Raw genomic sequence first — 17,662 nt, 5'->3', positions numbered from 1 at the left:
GGGCTGAGCCGCGGCCGAAGCGCGCGCGCCGCGGCTACGACGTCCGCTCGTGCTTCGGCAGCTTGACGAACAGCAGCAGCACGAGGCCCAGGGCCAGGATGATGACGATCCCGAGGATGCCGAAGTGCGTCGCGCCGAACCATCCGATGAACAGCGCCCACAGCAGCGGAGAGAGGAAGCTCATCACGCGACCGGTCGTGGCGTAGAGGCCGAACACCTCGCCCTGCATGTTCCACGGGGTGACGCGCGCCAGCAGCGACCGGCTCGAGGCCTGAGCGGGCCCCACCGCCGCCGACAGGATGATGCCGCCGATCCAGAACACGGTCTTGCCGCCGTCGCGCGCGAGGAAGACGAACAGCGCGCTCGCGATGAGGATGACCAGTGCGGCGATGATCACGGCCCGGGCGCCGAAGCGATCGTCGAGCCTGCCCGCGATGATCGTGGAGACGCCGGCGACGAGGTTCAGCGCGATGCCGAAGATGATCACCTCGTTCGGGCTGAAGCCGAACGAGACGGCGGCGAGCACGCCGCCGAAGGCGAAGACGCCCGCGAGCCCGTCGCGGTAGACGGCGCTCGCGATCAGGAACCAGAACGTCGGCCGGTGCTCGCGGAACAGCCCCGCGACGTCCTTCGCCAGCACGGCGTAGCTCTCGAAGAAGCCGACGTGCTCGCGGTCGTCGCGCGCCGGCGTCTCGGGCACGTGGAACACGAACGGCAGGGAGAACACGACGGTCCACACCGCCGCGCCGACCGCGATCAGCCGATACGCGAGGCCCCCCGAGACGTCGAAACCGAACCAGTCGAGCTGATTCAGCACGACCACCAGGGCCAGTGCGACGATGCCGCCGATGTAGCCGAGCCCCCAGCCCAGACCGCTCACGCGACCGATCGTCCGAGGGGTCGAGACCTGCACGAGCATCGCGTTGTAGTTGACGCCCGCGATCTCCGAGACGACCGAGCCGAGCGCGACGACGGCCGCGCCGAACCAGAAGAACTGCGGATCGGCGTAGACGAAGAACAGCGTGAACTGCAGGAGCGCGAGCACGGCGGTGGCGCCCACGACCCAGCGCTTCTTGTTGCCGCGCGCGTCGGCGCGCTGCCCCAGCACGGGAGCCAGGAGCAGGATCAGGATGCCGGCGGCGAACGAGACCCATCCGTACGCCGCCGCGAGGTCGGAAAGACCCCGGCAGTATGCCGTCGCCTCGTCGGCGGCGCGCGAGCAGACCAGCGAGCCGTCCGCGTTCTGCTGCGCGACGTCATCCGGCAGGAAGTAGTCGGAGACCAGGTACAGCGACACCCAGACGAACGTCAGGATGACGGAGTTGAAGGGCTGCGTCGCCCAATCCCACAGGGCCCACGACACCACCCGTTTGCGGGGGACCGGGGTGTCGTCCGGGACCGACTGCATGGCCGCGGTGGACAGGTTCGGGGCTCCAGGCTCGGGGAGATCGCTGCCGCTCACACGGCTTACGGTACGGGAGAACCGGCGCGGATGTCATGATATTCGCATGCCAGTGCATGTCGAGCGTGCCGAACTGCCCGGAATCGGGGTTCGTCACGACATCCTCACCAAGGGCGGACGCCGCCTCTCGGTCGTCAACTATCGTGACGGCGAGCGTGAGATCGCGATCGCCGACGAGGACGATCCCGACCGCGCCGCCGACATGATCGAGCTCACCGACGACGAGGCCATCGCCCTGTCCGAGGTGCTCGGCGGATCGCTCATCCTCACGCAGATGGCGGGGCTGCGCGAGCAGATCGCCGGCCTGCACATGGAGCACATCCCGGTGCGCGCAGACTCGCCCTACGTGGGCCGTACGCTGGGCGATACCCGTGCCCGCACGCTGACGCGCTGCTCGGTCGTCGCGCTCGTGCGCGAGCACGGCGTGCTGCCGGCGCCCGAGCCGGCCGACCGGCTGGATGCCGGCGACGCGCTCATCGCCGTCGGCACGCGCGAAGGACTCGACAAGCTCGTACGAATCGTAGGCGGAGACTGACATGGAAGGAGGAGCGCTGGATCTCATCGAGATCGGTGCACTCCTTTTCGGCATTGCACTTCTCGCGCGGGTGGCGCTGCGGCTGGGCATCTCGCCCATCCCGCTCATCCTCATCGGCGGGCTCGCGTTCGGCCACGGCGGCCTCATCCCGTTCGACCAGTCCGAGGCGTTCATCGAGGTCGGGTCCGAGATTGGCGTCATCCTTCTGCTGCTGATGATGGGGCTGGAGTACAACGCGCGTGAGCTGTTCGGCAACCTCCGCTCGTCGAAGTACGCCGGGTTCATCGACATGCTGCTCAACGCCCTGCCGGGCGCCCTCATGGCGCTGCTGCTCGGCTGGGGGCCGGTCGCCGCGCTCACCCTCGCGGGCATCACGTGGGTGTCGTCGTCGGGGGTCATCGCGCAGGTGCTGCACGATCTCGGCCGCATCACCAACCGCGAGACGCCGGTCATCCTCTCGGTTCTCGTCATCGAGGATCTCGCCATGGCGTTCTACCTGCCGGTGCTCACGGCCGTGCTCGTCGGGCTCGAGCTCGGGCCGGCGGCACTGACGGTCGGGATCGCACTGGCGTCGGTCGGGCTCATCCTCTACCTCGCGTTCCGGCACGGCCGGCTCGCATCGCGGCTGCTGTGGTCGAAGGACGACCAGGTGCTGCTGCTGTCGGTGCTCGGCGTCGCGCTGCTGGTGGCCGGCGTCGCGTCGGAGGTGAAGGTGTCGGCTGCGGTCGGGGCGTTCCTCGTGGGCATCGCGATCTCGAGCAACACGGCCGCTCGGGCCGAGCATCTGCTGGCGCCGCTGCGCGACCTGTTCGCGGCGCTGTTCTTCCTCTTCTTCGGTCTGTCGACCGACCCCCTCGATCTCGTGCCTATGCTCGTCCCGGCGTTCGTCCTCGCGGTCATCACGATGGCGACCAAGCTCGCGACCGGATACCTCTCCGCCCGCCGCGCCGGCATCGGCGAGGCCGGCCGCTGGCGCACCGGGTTCGCGCTGCTGCCGCGCGGCGAGTTCTCCATCGTCATCGCCGGGCTCGCGGTCGCCTCCGGCGCCGACCGATCGCTCGCGGCCCTCGCCACCGCGTACGTGCTGATGACGATCGTCGCGGGCCCGCTGCTGGCCCGCATCCCCGACACCGCCGCGTTCTCGGCGTGGGCCGGTAAGCGCCAGAAGGCGCGCCGCGCGCGGCAGCAGGCCGCGGCATCCGGCGCATAGCGACCGCCGCGCCCTACAGGACGCGCTTGGCGATCGCGGCGATGTCGTCGTCGAGCACGTCGATGCGGGCGTTCACGGCGTCGAAGCGGGCGTTCATCTCTGTGCGCAGGCCGTCGAAGCGGGCATCCATCTCACCCCGCAGGCTGTCCATCTCACCCCGCAGGCTGCCCATCTCGCCCCGCAGGCTGCCCATCTCGCCGTGCAGGCCGTTGAAACGGGCATCCATCTCGCCGTGCAGGCCGCCGATCGCGGTCGTCAGCGTGCGCATGATGAGGTTCGTCGACAGTGTGAGACCGCCGAGCATGATCGTCGCGAAGATGCCGATGAGCACCCAGCTCTGCGGTTCGGTCACGATGTCCACCCTTCCATGATGCGCGTGGATTCACGATGATGCCACCGCAACGGTCGCCGTGGTGACGAGTTCGGCCGAAATGTGGACAGATTCCGCAATCCCGCACCTGTGCAGGAGGAGTCGGCATCCTGAAGAGCGCAGTCGTGCCCCGTCATGGGCTGCGGTGGATGCCGGTGCCCAGACCATGCTCGACCGGTTCTCGCGCGCGGCTCAGGGGTGATCCAGTGCGATCATCGCGGTCGCCGCGTCGCGGGGGATCGTGACGTCGAGGCCGGTGAGCTCGGTGAACCGGGAGAGACGATTCAGGACGGTGTTGCGGTGACAGAACAGCCGCTGCGCGGTGCGTTGCACGCTGCCGGTGGCGAAGTACTCCTCCAGCGTCTCGACGATACGGTCGCGTTCGTACGGAGGGCACGAAGCCCACCGGTCGGCGACGACGGGCCGGAGATCGACCTTCTGGTCGATCAGTGCCCGCCGGGCGAGCAGCGGGATGCTGTGCTCCAGATCGACGATCTGCTGCCGCAGAGCGTCTGTCGCATCGAGCACGCCCAGGAGGGTCCGGGCGGTGCCGGGGACGGCGGCCAGTCCTCGCACGCCGCGGGCGCGGGAGGCGCGAATCTCCTCCAGAGCGATGGCGGCGTCGCCGGCCGACGACGGCCAGAACACGACGGTGGCGCCGCTGAACCGGTGCGTGAAGACCGGTGCGGAGCGGGGCAGCCTCTCGACCGCGGCGGCGAGGCGGTCCTGCGAGTCGGACTGATCGGCGACGACGACGGTGAAGTGATCCGCGGCATCGCACCCGATCTGGAATGCGACGGTGCGGGCGAGCGATTCGTGCGGGACGGCGAACAGCCGGCCGATCGTCGCCTGGCGCAGGTTGGTCTCGTGCTGCGCCAGGCGAGAGGTCTCGCTGTTGTACGACGACATGACCGCGGCGGTGAACCGATCGATGATGCGCCAGGTGGGCTCCACCTGCGCCGTGAGGACGACGGCATCGCGCGGCCCGCAGATTTCCAGGAGCCCGCCCCAGATCACGCCGAAGTCGAGCTGCAGCGCGATCGCCACCGACTCGGCCGGCACGCGCTGGAACGCCCGCCGCCGGCCGAGGTCGCCGGCGGCGGCGTCCAGCCGATCGCCGCCGTGTCCGTCGCGGATGCTCTCGATCAGCAGCCCGATGCACGTGACCGCCGTCTCGCGCAGTTCCTCATCGCCCACGCCGCTCGATTCGGGCTCGTAGCCGGGCACCGCGCGCACGCGTCCGACGTACTGCGCGGCCAGATCGGGAACGAGCGCGTGCAGCTCGTCGATGAGCTCCCTCCAGCGGGTGGAAATCGATCCGCCCTCGGCGATCGTGCCGGTGCTCATGGGCGGCGTTCGCCGTCTCTGTGCAGGTGAACAGTCATCTTTCTCCTTGCTCGCGCTTGACACGAGTCTGACAGGAGTTGCTGAGCCGGCTCTCTCCTCCCTCTTGTGCGGTTGCACAGTCAGGGGCATTGAAGACGTGGCGTGCGTCTAGATGAGTGAGTCCGATCGTTTTCAGTGGTCGTAGGCGATGAGGGATCGTTTGTTGGGGGCGTCGGTGAGCCAGTTGTGCCAGATTCCGGCGGCGAGGGCGAGGAGGCGGGCGGCGACGCGGGAGTAGACCCCTGCGGGTGTTCTGCCGCCGTGGTCTTCGAGGGTGAGTTGTCCTTTCAATGTGTCGAACACGGACTCGACCCATTGCCGGATGCCGCCGAGCTTCCCGAACCTGGGGTTCTCGTCCTTCCGGTCGGGACGGATCAGGTGTCCGCCGAGTTCGTCGGTGATGAAGGCCTCGAACTCGCGGCCCGCGAACCCCTTATCGCCGACGATCACCTGTCCAGGGCGGACGAGATGCTGGTCGTGCCGGAGTAGTGCCTCGGTGACCTCGCGTTCTCCGATCTTCGGGTTCGCGAGCCCCCAGATCACGGGCATCCCGTCGGGAGTGCAGACAAGGTAGAGCCGGAACCCCCAGAAGTATCGGGAGTGGGATGCACAGTACCCGTAGCCGGCATGCCCGGCCAGGTCGGAGCGTTTCACGGTCTCCCTCGACGCGGCGCAGGGCACCGGGGTCGAGTCGACCAGCCGGGTGATCTCACCCCAGGACGGGGTGTCGCGAGCGAGCTCGGTGATCACCGCCGACAGCAGCCCAGTGGCTTGCCGGACGCGTTTGCCCCATCCGGACTGTCCAGGCAGGTTCGGGAACATCCCGATGAAGTGCTTCCGTGCGTGCCGGATCCACTTACGGTCCGACGCAATCCCGAGCAGATGCTGCGCGACCAGCAGACACAACAGCTCGACGTCGTTGAGCGCGGGCTTACGGCCCGGTGAACGATCCCGGGTGAAGCCGATCGCTGGAAGGATCCGGTCATCGAGGTGGACGTAGAGTGTGATCAGGAGGGTGTTGAGTTCAGTTTTCACACACCGGGGTTAACACCCTCCGCCTCGCATTAACAGCGTCCACGCCGCGTCAGAGCCAAACAAGCCAAACGGACTCACTCATCTAGTGACTCCCCGCCCGTGCGCCGACATCATCGGTACAACCCGATGAACGGAGTGCGATGAGCCCCACCCAGCACGACCCTCTCGCCGCGAGCTTCCTGCACGATTTCGCGACGATGAGCACGTTCGGTGCGACACCCGCGGGCGGCGTCGATCGGCAGGCGGCCTCCCCGGCGGACATCGCGCAGCGCAACTGGCTGCACGGGCTGCTGGAAAGCCACGGCATCGACGTGCGCTACGACCGCATCGGCAACCAGTTCGGCCTCGTGGAGCTCGCCCCGGGTGCGGCGTACGTCGTCGTCGGCTCGCACATGGACTCGCAGCCCACGGCGGGTCGGTTCGACGGTGCCTACGGGGTCATGGCGGCGGCGCACGCGGCGTTCCGGCTCATCGACGAATGGGCCCAGACCGGCCACGCGCCGCGCTACAACATCGCCGTCGTCAACTGGTTCAACGAGGAGGGCTCGCGGTTCATGCCGTCGATGATGGGCAGCTCCGTCTACACGGGGGTTCTGCCGCTCCCGGAGGCGCTCGCGACGACGGACCCCGGCGGCGTCACCGTCGAATCGGTGCTGGGACAGGCCGGGTTCCTCACCGAGTGGGAGGGGCCGGATGCCGTCTCGTGCGCGGAGATCCACGTCGAGCAGGGTCGCATCCTGGAGAACTCCGAAACGACGATCGGCCTCGTCACGGCCACCTGGGCCGCGAGCAAGTACGAGATCATCATCGAGGGTGCGCAGGCGCACTCGGGCGCGACGGTCATGGAGGATCGGCAGGATGCCCTCTACGCCGCATCGCTGCTCGTCGTGTTCGCACGGCAACTGGCCGACCGTTTCCCCGGTCAGCTGCACACCGCGGTGGGCAAGCTCGACGTGTACCCGAACTCTCCCGTCGTCGTGGCTTCGCGCGTGCGACTGCTGCTCGATCTGCGCTGCGCCGACGAGAGCGTCCTGGCGCAGGCCAACATCGCGTTGCGCGCCGAATGCGCCGAGATCGAGCGGACGGCGAAGGTGCGCGTCGAGCAGCGCCTCTCCCACGAGTGGGGGATCGACCCGTTCCAGCCCGCCGGGGTCGAGCTCGCTCGCGAGGTCGCCGCGTCTCTCGGGCACACCCACGGCGAGATCTTCACCGTGGCCGGTCACGACTCGGTCAATATGAAGCGCCGCGTGCCCACCGTCATGCTCTTCGTGCCGTCGGTCGACGGGGTGTCGCACAACGAGGCGGAGTTCACGCGCGACGACGACCTGTGCGCGGGAGTGGACGTATTGACCGAGATCGTGCGGCGCCTCGCCGACGGGGCGCTGACCCGGTGAAGAAGTGACGGAGACGAACATGACGGAAACGGCCGCCCCATCGGGGATGAACGAGGGACGCTTCCACCGCATCCTCGCCCCGCAACCCTCGCCGGCGTTCGAGTCGGAGTCGGAACTGGTTGCGGGATGGGGGCGCAAGTGGGGCGCCGCCGACGAGGTGAGCCGAGTCCGCACGATCATGCTGCGCCGGCCATCGCGACTCCTCGAGCGCGTCGCCCAGCTCGGCGAGTCGGCGTGGGAAGCCGACCTCGACGCGTACCTCGATCCGCAACGGCGCTGGTACTGGACGGGGCGCGAACTGCCCGACCTGGAGCGCGCGCATCGAGAGCACGACGCGCTCGCCGCGACGTTGCGCGACCACGGCGTCGAGGTCGTCTACGCACCCGATCTCGACGAGTTCTCCAAGAGCGTGTTCACGCGCGATCCGCTCGTGACGGTGCCCGGGGGCGCGATCATCCTGCGGCTCGCACCCCGCATGCGCCGCGGGGAAGAGCAATCGGTCACGCAGACGGTCGCCGCCGCAGGGCTGCCGATCCTTGCGACGATCGGCGGCACCGGCGTCGCGGAGGGCGGCAGCTTCATCAAGGTGCGCCCGGATCTCGCGTTGTTCGGCACCTCGGTGCGGTGCAATCCGGAGGGATACCGGCAGCTCGCGCGCATCCTGGAAGACCGCGGCATCCGCTGCGAGCGCTACCAGATGCCGGGGTACCAGATCCATCTCGACCTGTGCATGGCGATGATCGACGACGACCTCGCCGTCGTGAACCCGAGCATCGCGCCGTACGACCTCATGGCGCGGCTGTGGGAGCTCGGCATCGAGACGGTCGATGTCGCACCCGGCGAGGACTGGGCCTGCAACCTGCTCACGCTCGATCGGCGCAAAGTCCTGTTCCCCTCGCATCTTCCGCGCACCGCCGAGATCCTCGCGAACCGGCACGGCGTCGAGGTGATCGCGATCGACTATCGCGAGATCAACAAGAACGGCGGTGGCATCCATTGCTCGACGATGGAGCTGCAGCGTGACTGGTGACCGCGCGGGCGGTGATGCCGGCGCAGGGCAGTCCGGCGCGCTGATCGCTGCCGAGCTCCACCGCCCCGACTTCGCCGCGCTCGCCGGCGCATTCGACTTCCCGCCCACGAGGCATCGCTCCAGGGCGCAGGCGACACCCTTGCCCGCGCTATCCGCGAACCCGGCCCCTCGGTCGTGGTCGTGAAAGCACCGCTGCGCATGTTCGCACCCACGCATCACACCTGATCTCGAACGAAGGACACCGCAATGACCATCGACATCATCATCATCATCGTCTACCTCGTCGCCATGCTGGCGTTCGGATTCTGGGGCAAGACGCGAACGAAGAACTCCAGCGACTTCCTCGTCGCCGGGCGAAGGCTCGGCCCCGGGTTCTACACCGGGACCATGGCCGCCGTCGTGCTGGGAGGCGCGTCCACCGTCGGTGGCGTGGGTCTCGGCTACACGTATGGGATCTCCGGGATGTGGCTCGTCGTGGCCATCGCGGTCGGCATCATCCTGCTGAGCCTGTTCTTCGCCGGTCCGATCCAGCGGCTGAAGGTCTACACGGTCGCGCAGATGCTCCAACTGCGCTACGGCGTCAACGCGACGAGCGCCTCGGGGATCGTCATGGCGATGTACACGCTCATGCTCACGGTGACCTCCACCATCGCGTACGCCACGATCTTCAACGTGCTGTTCGGCACGCCTCGGCCCGTCTCCATCGCCATCGGCGCGGCCATCGTGATCATCTACTCGTCCATCGGCGGCATGTGGTCGATCACGCTGACGGACATGGTGCAGTTCATCATCAAGACGATCGGCGTCTTCTTCCTCCTCCTTCCCTTCGCGTGGTTCGGCGCGGGCGGCATCGACGGGATCATGGAGCGCCTCGGCGACGCCGCCCCGTCGTACTTCGACCTCGGCACGATCGGTGTCGACACGATCGTCACCTACTTCGTGATCTACTCGTTCGGCATGCTGATCGGGCAGGACATCTGGCAGCGCGTCTTCACGGCGCGCACGCCGCGGGTGGCGCGCTGGGGTGGCACGGCGGCCGGCGTCTACTGCCTGCTGTACGGCGTCGCCGGCGCACTCATCGGCACGGCCGCGGCCGTGCTGCTCACCGACGGCGAGGCCAAGGACGACGCCTACGCGGCGATCGCCGAGAAGGTGCTCCCGGTGGGCCTGTCCGGCATCGTGCTCGCCGCGGCGGTGGCTGCCATGATGTCGACCGCCTCGGGCGCGCTGATCGCCTGCGCGACCGTGACGCGCGCCGACGTCGTCCCGTTCCTGAGCCGACTGCTCAAGCGGAGCGAGGCGGACGGGGCCGAGGGCGGCAACCCCGAGCACGAGATGCGCGCCAACCGCATCTACGTCGTGGCCATCGGTGTTCTCGCCACGGTCATCGCGATGGCGCTCAGTGATGTCGTGACCGCGCTCACGATCGCCTACGACATCCTGGTCGGCGGACTGCTCGTGCCGATCCTGGGCGGTTTCGTCTGGAAGCGGGCGACGGGCGCCGGCGCTCTGGCGGCGATGGGTGCGGGCACGCTTGCGACGCTCGTCACGATGGCCTTCACCGATGTGCTCGCGAACGAGCCGATCTATGTCGGCCTCGGCGCCAGCCTCGCCGTCTACATCGCGGTGAGCCTCATGACGCCGCGCACGCCGGTGGCCGTCCTGGAGATCTGGGACGGGCGTCTCGCGGGCACGACGGTCGCCGAGTCCGACGACCCGCTGCGCGCCGTCCACTCGCAGGCCATCGACATCGTCACCGAGCGCTCCGACGGGTAGCCGCGCGGGGGCGTCGCGGCGCGATTTTGTGCGACCGGCGGCGGGGGACACGACCCCGGCCGCCGGTCGCCGTCGTGGTGCGGGAGGAGTCGGCATCCTGAAAACTTGATATGAGCTGTATCAACTTCATTTGACACGGCGGATGCCGGCCGTTATCGTGGAACCCGGACAAAGTTGAGCCGCATGGGCTCAACGTCGAAGACTTTCCACGAAAGGAACCACCATGGCACGTGCAGTGGGTATCGACCTCGGGACGACCAACTCCGTCGTCTCCGTCCTCGAGGGCGGCGAGCCGAAGGTCATCGCCAATGCCGAAGGCTTCCGGACCACCCCGTCGGTCGTCGCCTTCACCAAGGACGGCGAGGTGCTCGTCGGCGAGACCGCCAAGCGCCAGGCCGTCACCAACGTCGACCGGACGCTCACCTCGATCAAGCGCCACATGGGCACCGACTGGAAGACCCAGTCGATCGACGGCAAGAACTACACGCCGCAGGAGGTGTCGGCCCGCATCCTGCAGAAGCTCAAGCGCGACGCCGAGCAGTACCTCGGCGACAGCGTGACGGATGCCGTCATCACCGTCCCGGCGTACTTCAACGACGCCGAGCGTCAGGCCACGAAGGAGGCCGGCGAGATCGCGGGCCTGAACGTCCTGCGCATCATCAACGAGCCCACCGCGGCGGCCCTGGCCTACGGCCTCGACCGCGGCAAGGAGGACGAGCTCATCCTCGTCTTCGACCTCGGTGGCGGCACGTTCGACGTGTCGCTGCTCGAAGTGGGCAAGGACGACGACTTCTCCACCATCCAGGTGCGCGCCACCGCCGGTGACAACCGCCTCGGCGGTGACGACTGGGACCAGCGCGTCGTCGACTACCTGATCAAGCAGTTCAAGGACACCAGCGGCGTCGACGTCTCGGGCGACAAGATCGCCCTGCAGCGCCTCAAGGAGGCCGCGGAGCAGGCGAAGAAGGAGCTGTCGAGCTCGACGAGCACCTCGATCAACCTGCCGTACCTCTCGCTCACCGAGTCCGGCCCGGTGTCGCTGTCGGAGACCCTGACCCGCGCGAAGTTCGAGGACCTCACGAAGGATCTGCTCGACCGCACCAAGAAGCCGTTCGCGGACGTCATCCGCGAGGCCGGCATCACGGTCGACAAGATCGACCACGTCGTGCTCGTGGGCGGTTCCACCCGCATGCCCGCCGTCAGCGAGCTGGTCAAGCAGGAGACCGGCAAGGAGCCCAACAAGGGCGTCAACCCCGACGAGGTCGTCGCCGTGGGCGCGGCCCTGCAGGCCGGCGTCCTCAAGGGTGAGCGCAAGGACGTGCTGCTCATCGACGTCACCCCGCTGAGCCTCGGCATCGAGACCAAGGGCGGCATCATGACCAAGCTCATCGAGCGCAACACGGCCATCCCGACCAAGCGCAGCGAGACCTTCACGACCGCCGACGACAACCAGCCGTCGGTCGCCATCCAGGTCTTCCAGGGCGAGCGCGACTTCACGCGCGACAACAAGCCGCTGGGCACGTTCGAGCTGACCGGCATCGCGCCGGCACCGCGCGGCATCCCGCAGATCGAGGTCACCTTCGACATCGACGCGAACGGCATCGTGCACGTGTCCGCCAAGGACAAGGGCACCGGCAAGGAGCAGTCGATGACGATCACGGGCGGCTCGTCGCTGCCCAAGGACGACATCGAGCGCATGGTGCGCGAGGCCGAGGAGCACGCCGCCGAGGACAAGAAGCGCCGCGAGGCCGCCGAGGTCCGCAACCAGGCCGAGACCCTGTCGTACTCGATCGACAAGCTCATCAAGGAGAACGAGGACAAGCTCCCCGCCGAAGTGAAGGACGCGGTGCAGGCCGACGTCGACGCGCTGAAGACGGCCCTGGCCGGCGATGACGACGACGTCGTGAAGAACGCGTTCGACAAGCTCAACCAGTCGCAGTCGCAGCTGGGCGAGGCGATCTACGCCTCGCAGCAGGCGGCCGGCCAGGAGGCCGACCCCAACGTGGGTCAGCCGGGCAACGGCGAGACGCCGAACCCCGAGGAAGACGTCATCGACGCCGAGGTGGTCGAAGACGAGGACGACAAGAAGTAAGAGAATCAGAACATGACGAAGGACTTCGAGAACGAGGTCCCCGGTGAGGAGGGGTCGGATGCCACGGCATCCGGCCCCGAGTCGCAGGAGGACGAACTGACCGTCGACGACATCCTCGACGCCGCGCAGACCGACGAGGCCGCGGTGGCGGAGGCATCCCCCGAAGACCGGGATCTGCTGCTGGACCTCAAGCGCCTGCAGGCGGAGTACGCGAACTACCGTCGCCGCACCGAGGAGCAGCGCCACGTCGAGATCGACCGCGCCAAGGGCGCCGTCGCGAAGGGTCTGCTGCCCGTGCTCGACGACCTCGACCGCGCCGACAAGCACGGCGACCTGGTCGAGGGCTCGCCCCTGCTGGCGATCGCCGAGAAGCTGCGCGGCGTCGTCGCGAAGCTCGGCATCGAGCGCTACGGCACGGCGGGCGAGCCGTTCGACCCGCAGCAGCACGAGGCGATCTTCCACGCGCCCAACCCGGGTGACGTCGCGGACGGCACGATCCTCGACGTCGTCGAGGTCGGCTACCGCCTGGGTACGATCGAGCTGCGTCCGGCCAAGGTCGTCGTCGCCGGTCCGGCCGACTGACGGAGGGAGGGGACATGGCCAGTCAGGACTGGTTCGACAAGGACTTCTACAAGGTCCTCGGCGTGTCCAAGGACGTCTCCGAGGCCGACCTGAAGAAGACGTACCGCAAGCTCGCGCGGCGGTACCACCCCGACTCGAACGCCGGCGACGCCGCGGCGGAGGCGAAGTTCAAGGAGATCAGCGAGGCGTACTCGGTGCTCTCCGACACCCAGCAGCGCGAGGAGTACGACCAGCTCCGCGCGATGGGCGCCGGCAACGCGCGTTTCACCGCGCCGGGTGCCGGCGGCGGGTTCGAAGACGTCTTCAGCCGGTTCGGTCAGTCGCGCGGCGGTTCGTATCAGGATGCCGACTTCGACGACCTGTTCGCCATGTTCGGCCAGCAGGGGGGAGCGCGGTTCGGCTCCGGCCGGTTCGGGCAGTCCAGCGGCGGGTTCCGCGGCTTCGGCGGCCCGCAGCGCGGCTCGGACGTCACGGCGCGGACGACCCTCGACTTCCAGACCGCCGTGCGCGGCGAGACGATCACGCTGCAGGGCGAAGACGGCAAGCCGTTCAAGGTGAAGATCCCCGCCGGGGTCTCCGACGGGCAGAAGATCCGCCTGCGCGGCCGCGGCCGGCCCTCGCCCGACGGCGGCGAGGCGGGCGACATCGTCGTGAGCGTGACCGTGCGCCCCCATCCGGTGTTCACGCGCGACGGGCAGAACCTACGCGTCACCGTTCCGGTGACGTTCACCGAGGCGGCGCTCGGCGCCACGATCGAGGTGCCGACGCTCGGCGGCGACCCGGTCAAGCTGCGCGTCGCGCCGGGCACGCCGTCCGGGCGCGTGCTGCGCGTCAAGGGCCGCGGCGTCGCAACGGCCAAGAGCACCGGCGACCTGCTCGCCGAGGTGCAGGTGGTCGTGCCGTCGCACCTGGACGAGAAGGCGAAGGAGGCGCTGGAGCGGTTCCAGGGCCTCGAACCCAAGGAGAACCCGCGCGCCGACCTCATGGCCCGGTCGCGGGAGTAGGACGCCGACGAGATGACCGCCCAGCAGCCCGACGAGGAGGCGCCGATCTTCGCGATCGCCGTCGCCGCCGAGCTCGCCGGCATGCATCCGCAGACCCTGCGGCAGTACGATCGGCTGGGGCTCGTCGTGCCCGGACGCACCCCGGGCGGCTCGCGGCGCTACTCGCTGCGGCACGTCAAGCAGCTGCGCGAGGTGGCGGCGCTGTCGGCCGAGGGCATGAGCCTGCCGGCGATCTCGCGCCTCATCGAGATGGAGAACACCGTGCGGATGCTGCGGCGCCAGATCTCCGACCTCGAGCAGCGCCTGCGCGACGAGGTGTCGCAGCGCCGCGGCGCCCGCGTGTTCGCCGCCGGGACGACCGGGTCGGTCGTGACGCTGCGCCAGGGCACGCGCGTGCGCCGTGCCACCGACGTCGTCGTGTGGCGCCCCGCCCGCGACGGCGACGACGGCATCCCGCGCTGACAGCGCGGGTGACGCGTCCCGCCGGCGCGAGCGGTCAGGCCCGGCCGTGCTGGGCGAGGAAGGCCCGGTAGTCGGCGCGGGAGAGGTCGGCGTACGCGTACGACCAGTCCACGATCGCGTCGCGCACCTCGCGGCCGCCGCCGACGTAGCCGACCACTCTGGCGGCGTGGGGCGACTGGCTGTGCGCCCGCGCGAGGACGGCCCCGCACGCCTGCGCGTACCGCCGGAACGGGGCGTCGTCCAGCCTTTCGACCTCGATGCCGCCCTTCATGTCGCGGAACTGGCGCACGTAGAAGTCGTAGCGCTCACGCATGTGCCCCAGGAACGGGTCGGAAACGCCCTGCAGCACCCGCTGGAGGGCCACGACGCGCGCGCCCTCGCCGCCCGCGTCGATGATCTGCTCCAGCTCCGGCGGCTGCGGCCAGCCGCCGTACTCCGCGAGCACGCTGCGCCCCGCCTCCTTCGACTGCAGCAGCAGCGCCCGGCCGTCGCCGTCTTGGAAGACGGTCACGTAGCAGCGCGTCCCGACGCTGCCGACGCCCACGACGCGCCGGGCCGTGTCGGCCGGAACGTGCTGCGAGACGACGAGGCGCACGTCGACGGCGGCCGAGGCGAGGTACTGCTGCACGGCGTCGGTGATGCGCTCCTGGACGTCCGGCTCGACGTGCGTCATCGTCGGCGGCTGCTCGACGAAGCGCAGCCGGCCGTCGTCGCCGATCGCGGTGAGCTTGCTCGCCGCGCGCTCGCCGGTGCGCCGGGTCGCCTCCTTGATCGCCGCCTTCAGCACTTTGCGGCTCTGCGGGTCGGCGGTGGCCATCGTGCCCTCCGCGTCGAAGTGCTCGTAGTAGCGCGCCACCGCGCTGCGCTGCGACCCGGCGTCGAGTGCGCGGGCGTAGACAGTGACGGCATCCTTCGCGGCGGCGCGCACGATCGCCGGATCGCGGTCGGTCGCCTGCCCCGCGACGATGATGCTCGTCGTGAGCCGCTTCACGTCCCACTCCCACGGCGCCCACGCGGCCTCGTCGAAGTCGTTGAGGTCGAACACGAGGGTGCGCTGCGGCGAGGCGTAGAAGCCGAAGTTGGACACGTGCGCGTCGCCGCACGATGCGACGGGGATGCCGCTGCTCTCGCCCCGGCCGAGGTCGGCAGCCATGAGCGCCGCCGTGCCCCGGTAGAACGCGAAGGGGCTCGCCGCCATCCGCTCGACCCGCAGCGGCACGAGCTCGGGCACGCGCGTCGCGTTCTGCGCGTCGAGGATGCCGAGCGGGTCGCGTCCCCCGGTCGGAAGCTCCGCGAGGGCCCGGCGCGGGGCGGCGGCGCGTGCGGCGCGTCCTGCCTCGCGCTGCGCTGCGCGAGAGGGCGGGCTGCTCGGATCGATGCTGTTCATGCGCCCATCATGCACCACCGCTCACCCGAATGCGTGCCCCGCGTGCGAACCTCCCGAGAGGGTGCGGTCGACAGCAGCAGGCTGCCCGCGCCGCCACCGGGCTCACGCGTCGTGGGCGCAGCGGAAGCCGATGTGGCTCATCCCGGTGTCTTCGGCCTGCGCGGACCGGGCCGCGGGACGGAACCGCAGGCAGTAGTCGGGCGAGCACAGGTGCGACCCGCCCTTGAGCACGCGGCGCGGCATCGCCGCGAACCCCGGCTCGGCGAGGAGGTTCGCTCGTGCGCCCGTGTCGACCGCGCGGTCGACGGGGCGCTGGTGGCGCGGCGCGTAGTAGTCGCTCGTCCACTCCCACACGTTGCCGATCATGTCGAACAGGCCGTACCCGTTCGCCGGATACGAGCCGACGGGGGCGGCGTCGCCGACGCCGCGGTTGTCGTAGGGGAAGCGGCCGAGCCACGTGTTCGCGAGCACCCGGCCTCCGGGATGGGGCTCGTCGCCCCACGCGTACCGCGCGCCGACGAGCCCGCCGCGCGAAGCCCACTCGTGCTCGGCCTCGGTCGGCAGGCGCTTGCCGACCCACGTCGCGTAGGCGGCGGCATCCTCGTAGGCGACATGCACGACGGGGTGTGTCTCGCGCCCGTCCAGCGACGAGGCGGGCCCGAACGGATGCCGCCAGCTCGCGCCCGGCTGCCACCGCCACCACTGCCGCCAGTCGCTCAGGTCGACCGGCCCCGCGGTCGGGGTGAACACCATCGATCCCGGCACGAGGTCGGCCGGGTCCGCGCCGGGGAACTGACCCGCCTCGAGCGCACGTTCGGCGACCGTGACGTACCCGGTGTCGGTCACGAACGCGCGGTACTGCGCGTTCGTGACCTCGAACGGGTCGATGAAGAAGTCGGCGACCTCGCGCTCGTGGACGGGGCGCTCGTCGGGGTAGTGGTCGTCGGAACCCATGCGCAGCGTGCCGCCCGGGATCGACGTCATGCCGTCCACGGCAGTCGCGCCGAGCGCGTGCGCGTCAACCGAGGAGCTTCGCCTTGGCGGCGGCGAACTCGGCGTCGTCGAGGATGCCGGCCTCCTTCAGCGCGGCGAGCTTGTGCAGTTCGGCGACGAGGTCGAACCCGCCGGCCGGTGCTGCCGGCGCGGGCGCCGCAGCGGCCTGCGCCTGGGCGACGGCGGCCTGTGCCGCCGCGTCGATCTGCGCCTGCTGCTGCGCGGCCGCGTACTGCTGCTGCGCCAGCTGCTCCTGCGCCTGCCGCTGCTGACCTGCGGCGACGCTCCCGCTGACGGCGGAGGCGGTTCCCGCGACGACGGCGGTGCGGGCGGCGAGGCCGATGAGGCCGGGGCGACCTGCTCTTCTCATTTCTTCTCCTCAGTCATCCTCGCCGACGGCGTCGACGAGTCCATTCACGACGGATGCCGGGATGCGCTCGACGCTCAGCACCTCGGCGCCGGAGGCCGCGAGCTTCTCCGAGACCGCCGTGGCCCAGGTGAGCTCGAGCGCGACGACGGCCGCAGAGGTGCCGGGGGCGAGGTACGCGGCGAACTCGTCGAGGTCTTCATCCCCGGCCAGGCCCGGTGCGGCCAGTTCGAGGTCGCTGTCGACCTCGGTGGCGGTGACGTCGCCGGCATCCGACTTCGTGATGACGACGAAGTCGAGAAGGCGAAGAACGCCGGCGTCGAGCTGGTCGCCGAGAGCCTGGAGAACAGCCTGTGACGGCTGGCTGTCGGCGAGCGCGACGAGATAGAACTCGACCGGGCCGAACGTGAACTGTGCCATGGATTTCCCTTCCGCTCTCAAGTCTGGTCGCTCGGGGGCCGTACCGCCACACGACGGGCCGGAAATACCTCCTCGGGGGTGAGCGCTCGCGATCGCCACACGCCCGGGCCACCGCGGCGGGCGCGGAAGGCCTCGGGTAGACTCGACGGCGGCGGCG

The 17,662-nt window shown here is 69.6% G+C and carries 17 protein-coding genes; 9 read left to right on the top strand and 8 right to left on the bottom strand.

Features of this window, described 5'->3' with window-relative positions; all coding sequences use genetic code 11:
* Positions 1-34: 34 nt before the first annotated feature.
* Positions 35-1,462, bottom strand: coding sequence for an MFS transporter (locus QM720_RS04770; RefSeq protein WP_415125012.1), 1,428 nt, complete (start codon positions 1,460-1,462; stop codon positions 35-37).
* A gap of 46 nt (positions 1,463-1,508) precedes the next feature.
* Here QM720_RS04770 and QM720_RS04765 point away from each other — a divergent pair, with 46 nt between their 5' ends.
* The gene (locus QM720_RS04765) at positions 1,509-1,997 is read left to right on the top strand and encodes a cation:proton antiporter regulatory subunit (protein WP_415125011.1); all 489 of its coding nucleotides are present in this window, start codon (positions 1,509-1,511) and stop codon (positions 1,995-1,997) included.
* 1 nt (position 1,998) lies between these two features.
* Positions 1,999-3,207: a cation:proton antiporter gene (locus QM720_RS04760; protein WP_415125010.1), complete on the top strand. Its 1,209-nt coding sequence runs from the start codon at positions 1,999-2,001 to the stop codon at positions 3,205-3,207.
* A 13-nt stretch (positions 3,208-3,220) separates the two neighbouring features.
* Here QM720_RS04760 and QM720_RS04755 read toward each other — a convergent pair whose 3' ends face one another.
* The 3 genes from QM720_RS04755 to QM720_RS04745 all read right to left on the bottom strand — a co-directional run bounded on the left by QM720_RS04755 (position 3,221) and on the right by QM720_RS04745 (position 5,998).
* Complete coding sequence (locus QM720_RS04755) at positions 3,221-3,559, bottom strand: hypothetical protein (protein WP_415125009.1); 339 nt, start codon at positions 3,557-3,559, stop codon at positions 3,221-3,223.
* 210 nt (positions 3,560-3,769) lie between these two features.
* A complete protein-coding gene (locus tag QM720_RS04750; RefSeq protein WP_415125008.1) occupies positions 3,770-4,924 on the bottom strand; it encodes a PucR family transcriptional regulator in 1,155 nt (384 codons plus the stop codon).
* A gap of 171 nt (positions 4,925-5,095) precedes the next feature.
* A complete protein-coding gene (locus QM720_RS04745; RefSeq protein WP_415124060.1) occupies positions 5,096-5,998 on the bottom strand; it encodes an IS982 family transposase in 903 nt (300 codons plus the stop codon).
* Positions 5,999-6,138: 140 nt separating this feature from the next.
* Between QM720_RS04745 and QM720_RS04740 the strand changes: the two genes are divergently transcribed.
* The 7 genes from QM720_RS04740 (at position 6,139) to QM720_RS04710 (ending at position 14,338) form a co-directional block, all read left to right on the top strand.
* Positions 6,139-7,392 (top strand): M20 family metallo-hydrolase, encoded by a 1,254-nt coding sequence (locus tag QM720_RS04740; RefSeq protein ID WP_415125007.1) that lies wholly within the window; start codon positions 6,139-6,141, stop codon positions 7,390-7,392.
* Between the two features lie 19 nt (positions 7,393-7,411).
* The gene (locus tag QM720_RS04735; protein WP_415125006.1) at positions 7,412-8,422 is read left to right on the top strand and encodes a dimethylarginine dimethylaminohydrolase family protein; all 1,011 of its coding nucleotides are present in this window, start codon (positions 7,412-7,414) and stop codon (positions 8,420-8,422) included.
* A 246-nt stretch (positions 8,423-8,668) separates the two neighbouring features.
* Positions 8,669-10,198, top strand: a complete 1,530-nt coding sequence (locus QM720_RS04730; protein WP_415125005.1) for a sodium:solute symporter — start codon at positions 8,669-8,671, stop codon at positions 10,196-10,198.
* Between the two features lie 223 nt (positions 10,199-10,421).
* Positions 10,422-12,290, top strand: coding sequence for a molecular chaperone DnaK (gene dnaK, locus QM720_RS04725; protein WP_415125004.1), 1,869 nt, complete (start codon positions 10,422-10,424; stop codon positions 12,288-12,290).
* A gap of 12 nt (positions 12,291-12,302) precedes the next feature.
* Positions 12,303-12,872 carry a nucleotide exchange factor GrpE gene (locus QM720_RS04720; protein WP_415125003.1) on the top strand — a complete coding sequence of 190 codons (570 nt, stop codon included), beginning with the start codon at positions 12,303-12,305 and terminating at the stop codon, positions 12,870-12,872.
* 14 nt (positions 12,873-12,886) lie between these two features.
* On the top strand, positions 12,887-13,876 hold the full coding sequence (locus QM720_RS04715) for a DnaJ C-terminal domain-containing protein (RefSeq protein WP_415125002.1): 990 nt from the start codon (positions 12,887-12,889) through the stop codon (positions 13,874-13,876).
* A 12-nt stretch (positions 13,877-13,888) separates the two neighbouring features.
* Complete coding sequence (locus QM720_RS04710) at positions 13,889-14,338, top strand: heat shock protein transcriptional repressor HspR (RefSeq protein WP_415125001.1); 450 nt, start codon at positions 13,889-13,891, stop codon at positions 14,336-14,338.
* Positions 14,339-14,372: 34 nt separating this feature from the next.
* Here QM720_RS04710 and QM720_RS04705 read toward each other — a convergent pair whose 3' ends face one another.
* The 4 genes from QM720_RS04705 to QM720_RS04690 all read right to left on the bottom strand — a co-directional run bounded on the left by QM720_RS04705 (position 14,373) and on the right by QM720_RS04690 (position 17,505).
* A complete protein-coding gene (locus QM720_RS04705; protein WP_415125000.1) occupies positions 14,373-15,725 on the bottom strand; it encodes a DUF2252 domain-containing protein in 1,353 nt (450 codons plus the stop codon).
* A 102-nt stretch (positions 15,726-15,827) separates the two neighbouring features.
* Positions 15,828-16,709, bottom strand: coding sequence for a formylglycine-generating enzyme family protein (locus tag QM720_RS04700; protein ID WP_415124999.1), 882 nt, complete (start codon positions 16,707-16,709; stop codon positions 15,828-15,830).
* A 34-nt stretch (positions 16,710-16,743) separates the two neighbouring features.
* Positions 16,744-17,088 carry an SHOCT domain-containing protein gene (locus QM720_RS04695; RefSeq protein WP_415124998.1) on the bottom strand — a complete coding sequence of 115 codons (345 nt, stop codon included), beginning with the start codon at positions 17,086-17,088 and terminating at the stop codon, positions 16,744-16,746.
* 9 nt (positions 17,089-17,097) lie between these two features.
* Positions 17,098-17,505: a DUF6325 family protein gene (locus QM720_RS04690; RefSeq protein ID WP_415124997.1), complete on the bottom strand. Its 408-nt coding sequence runs from the start codon at positions 17,503-17,505 to the stop codon at positions 17,098-17,100.
* Positions 17,506-17,662: the final 157 nt, after the last annotated feature.

Source organism: Microbacterium sp. (assembly GCF_047602155.1).
GTDB lineage: Bacteria > Actinomycetota > Actinomycetes > Actinomycetales > Microbacteriaceae > Microbacterium.
This window is presented reverse-complemented; position numbering and strand designations above follow the sequence as displayed.

What these genes read in the sequence shown, in the direction of transcription:
- QM720_RS04765 (WP_415125011.1), top strand. Translation starts at nt 1,509, where the DNA reads ATGCCAGTGCATGTCGAGCGTGCCGAACTGCCCGGAATCGGGGTTCGT.
- QM720_RS04760 (WP_415125010.1), top strand. Translation starts at nt 1,999, where the DNA reads ATGGAAGGAGGAGCGCTGGATCTCATCGAGATCGGTGCACTCCTTTTC.
- QM720_RS04750 (WP_415125008.1), bottom strand. Translation starts at nt 4,924, where the DNA reads ATGAGCACCGGCACGATCGCCGAGGGCGGATCGATTTCCACCCGCTGG.
- QM720_RS04740 (WP_415125007.1), top strand. Translation starts at nt 6,139, where the DNA reads ATGAGCCCCACCCAGCACGACCCTCTCGCCGCGAGCTTCCTGCACGAT.
- QM720_RS04735 (WP_415125006.1), top strand. Translation starts at nt 7,412, where the DNA reads ATGACGGAAACGGCCGCCCCATCGGGGATGAACGAGGGACGCTTCCAC.
- QM720_RS04730 (WP_415125005.1), top strand. Translation starts at nt 8,669, where the DNA reads ATGACCATCGACATCATCATCATCATCGTCTACCTCGTCGCCATGCTG.
- dnaK (WP_415125004.1), top strand. Translation starts at nt 10,422, where the DNA reads ATGGCACGTGCAGTGGGTATCGACCTCGGGACGACCAACTCCGTCGTC.
- QM720_RS04720 (WP_415125003.1), top strand. Translation starts at nt 12,303, where the DNA reads ATGACGAAGGACTTCGAGAACGAGGTCCCCGGTGAGGAGGGGTCGGAT.
- QM720_RS04715 (WP_415125002.1), top strand. Translation starts at nt 12,887, where the DNA reads ATGGCCAGTCAGGACTGGTTCGACAAGGACTTCTACAAGGTCCTCGGC.
- QM720_RS04710 (WP_415125001.1), top strand. Translation starts at nt 13,889, where the DNA reads ATGACCGCCCAGCAGCCCGACGAGGAGGCGCCGATCTTCGCGATCGCC.
- QM720_RS04705 (WP_415125000.1), bottom strand. Translation starts at nt 15,725, where the DNA reads ATGAACAGCATCGATCCGAGCAGCCCGCCCTCTCGCGCAGCGCAGCGC.
- QM720_RS04700 (WP_415124999.1), bottom strand. Translation starts at nt 16,709, where the DNA reads ATGACGTCGATCCCGGGCGGCACGCTGCGCATGGGTTCCGACGACCAC.
- QM720_RS04695 (WP_415124998.1), bottom strand. Translation starts at nt 17,088, where the DNA reads ATGAGAAGAGCAGGTCGCCCCGGCCTCATCGGCCTCGCCGCCCGCACC.
- QM720_RS04690 (WP_415124997.1), bottom strand. Translation starts at nt 17,505, where the DNA reads ATGGCACAGTTCACGTTCGGCCCGGTCGAGTTCTATCTCGTCGCGCTC.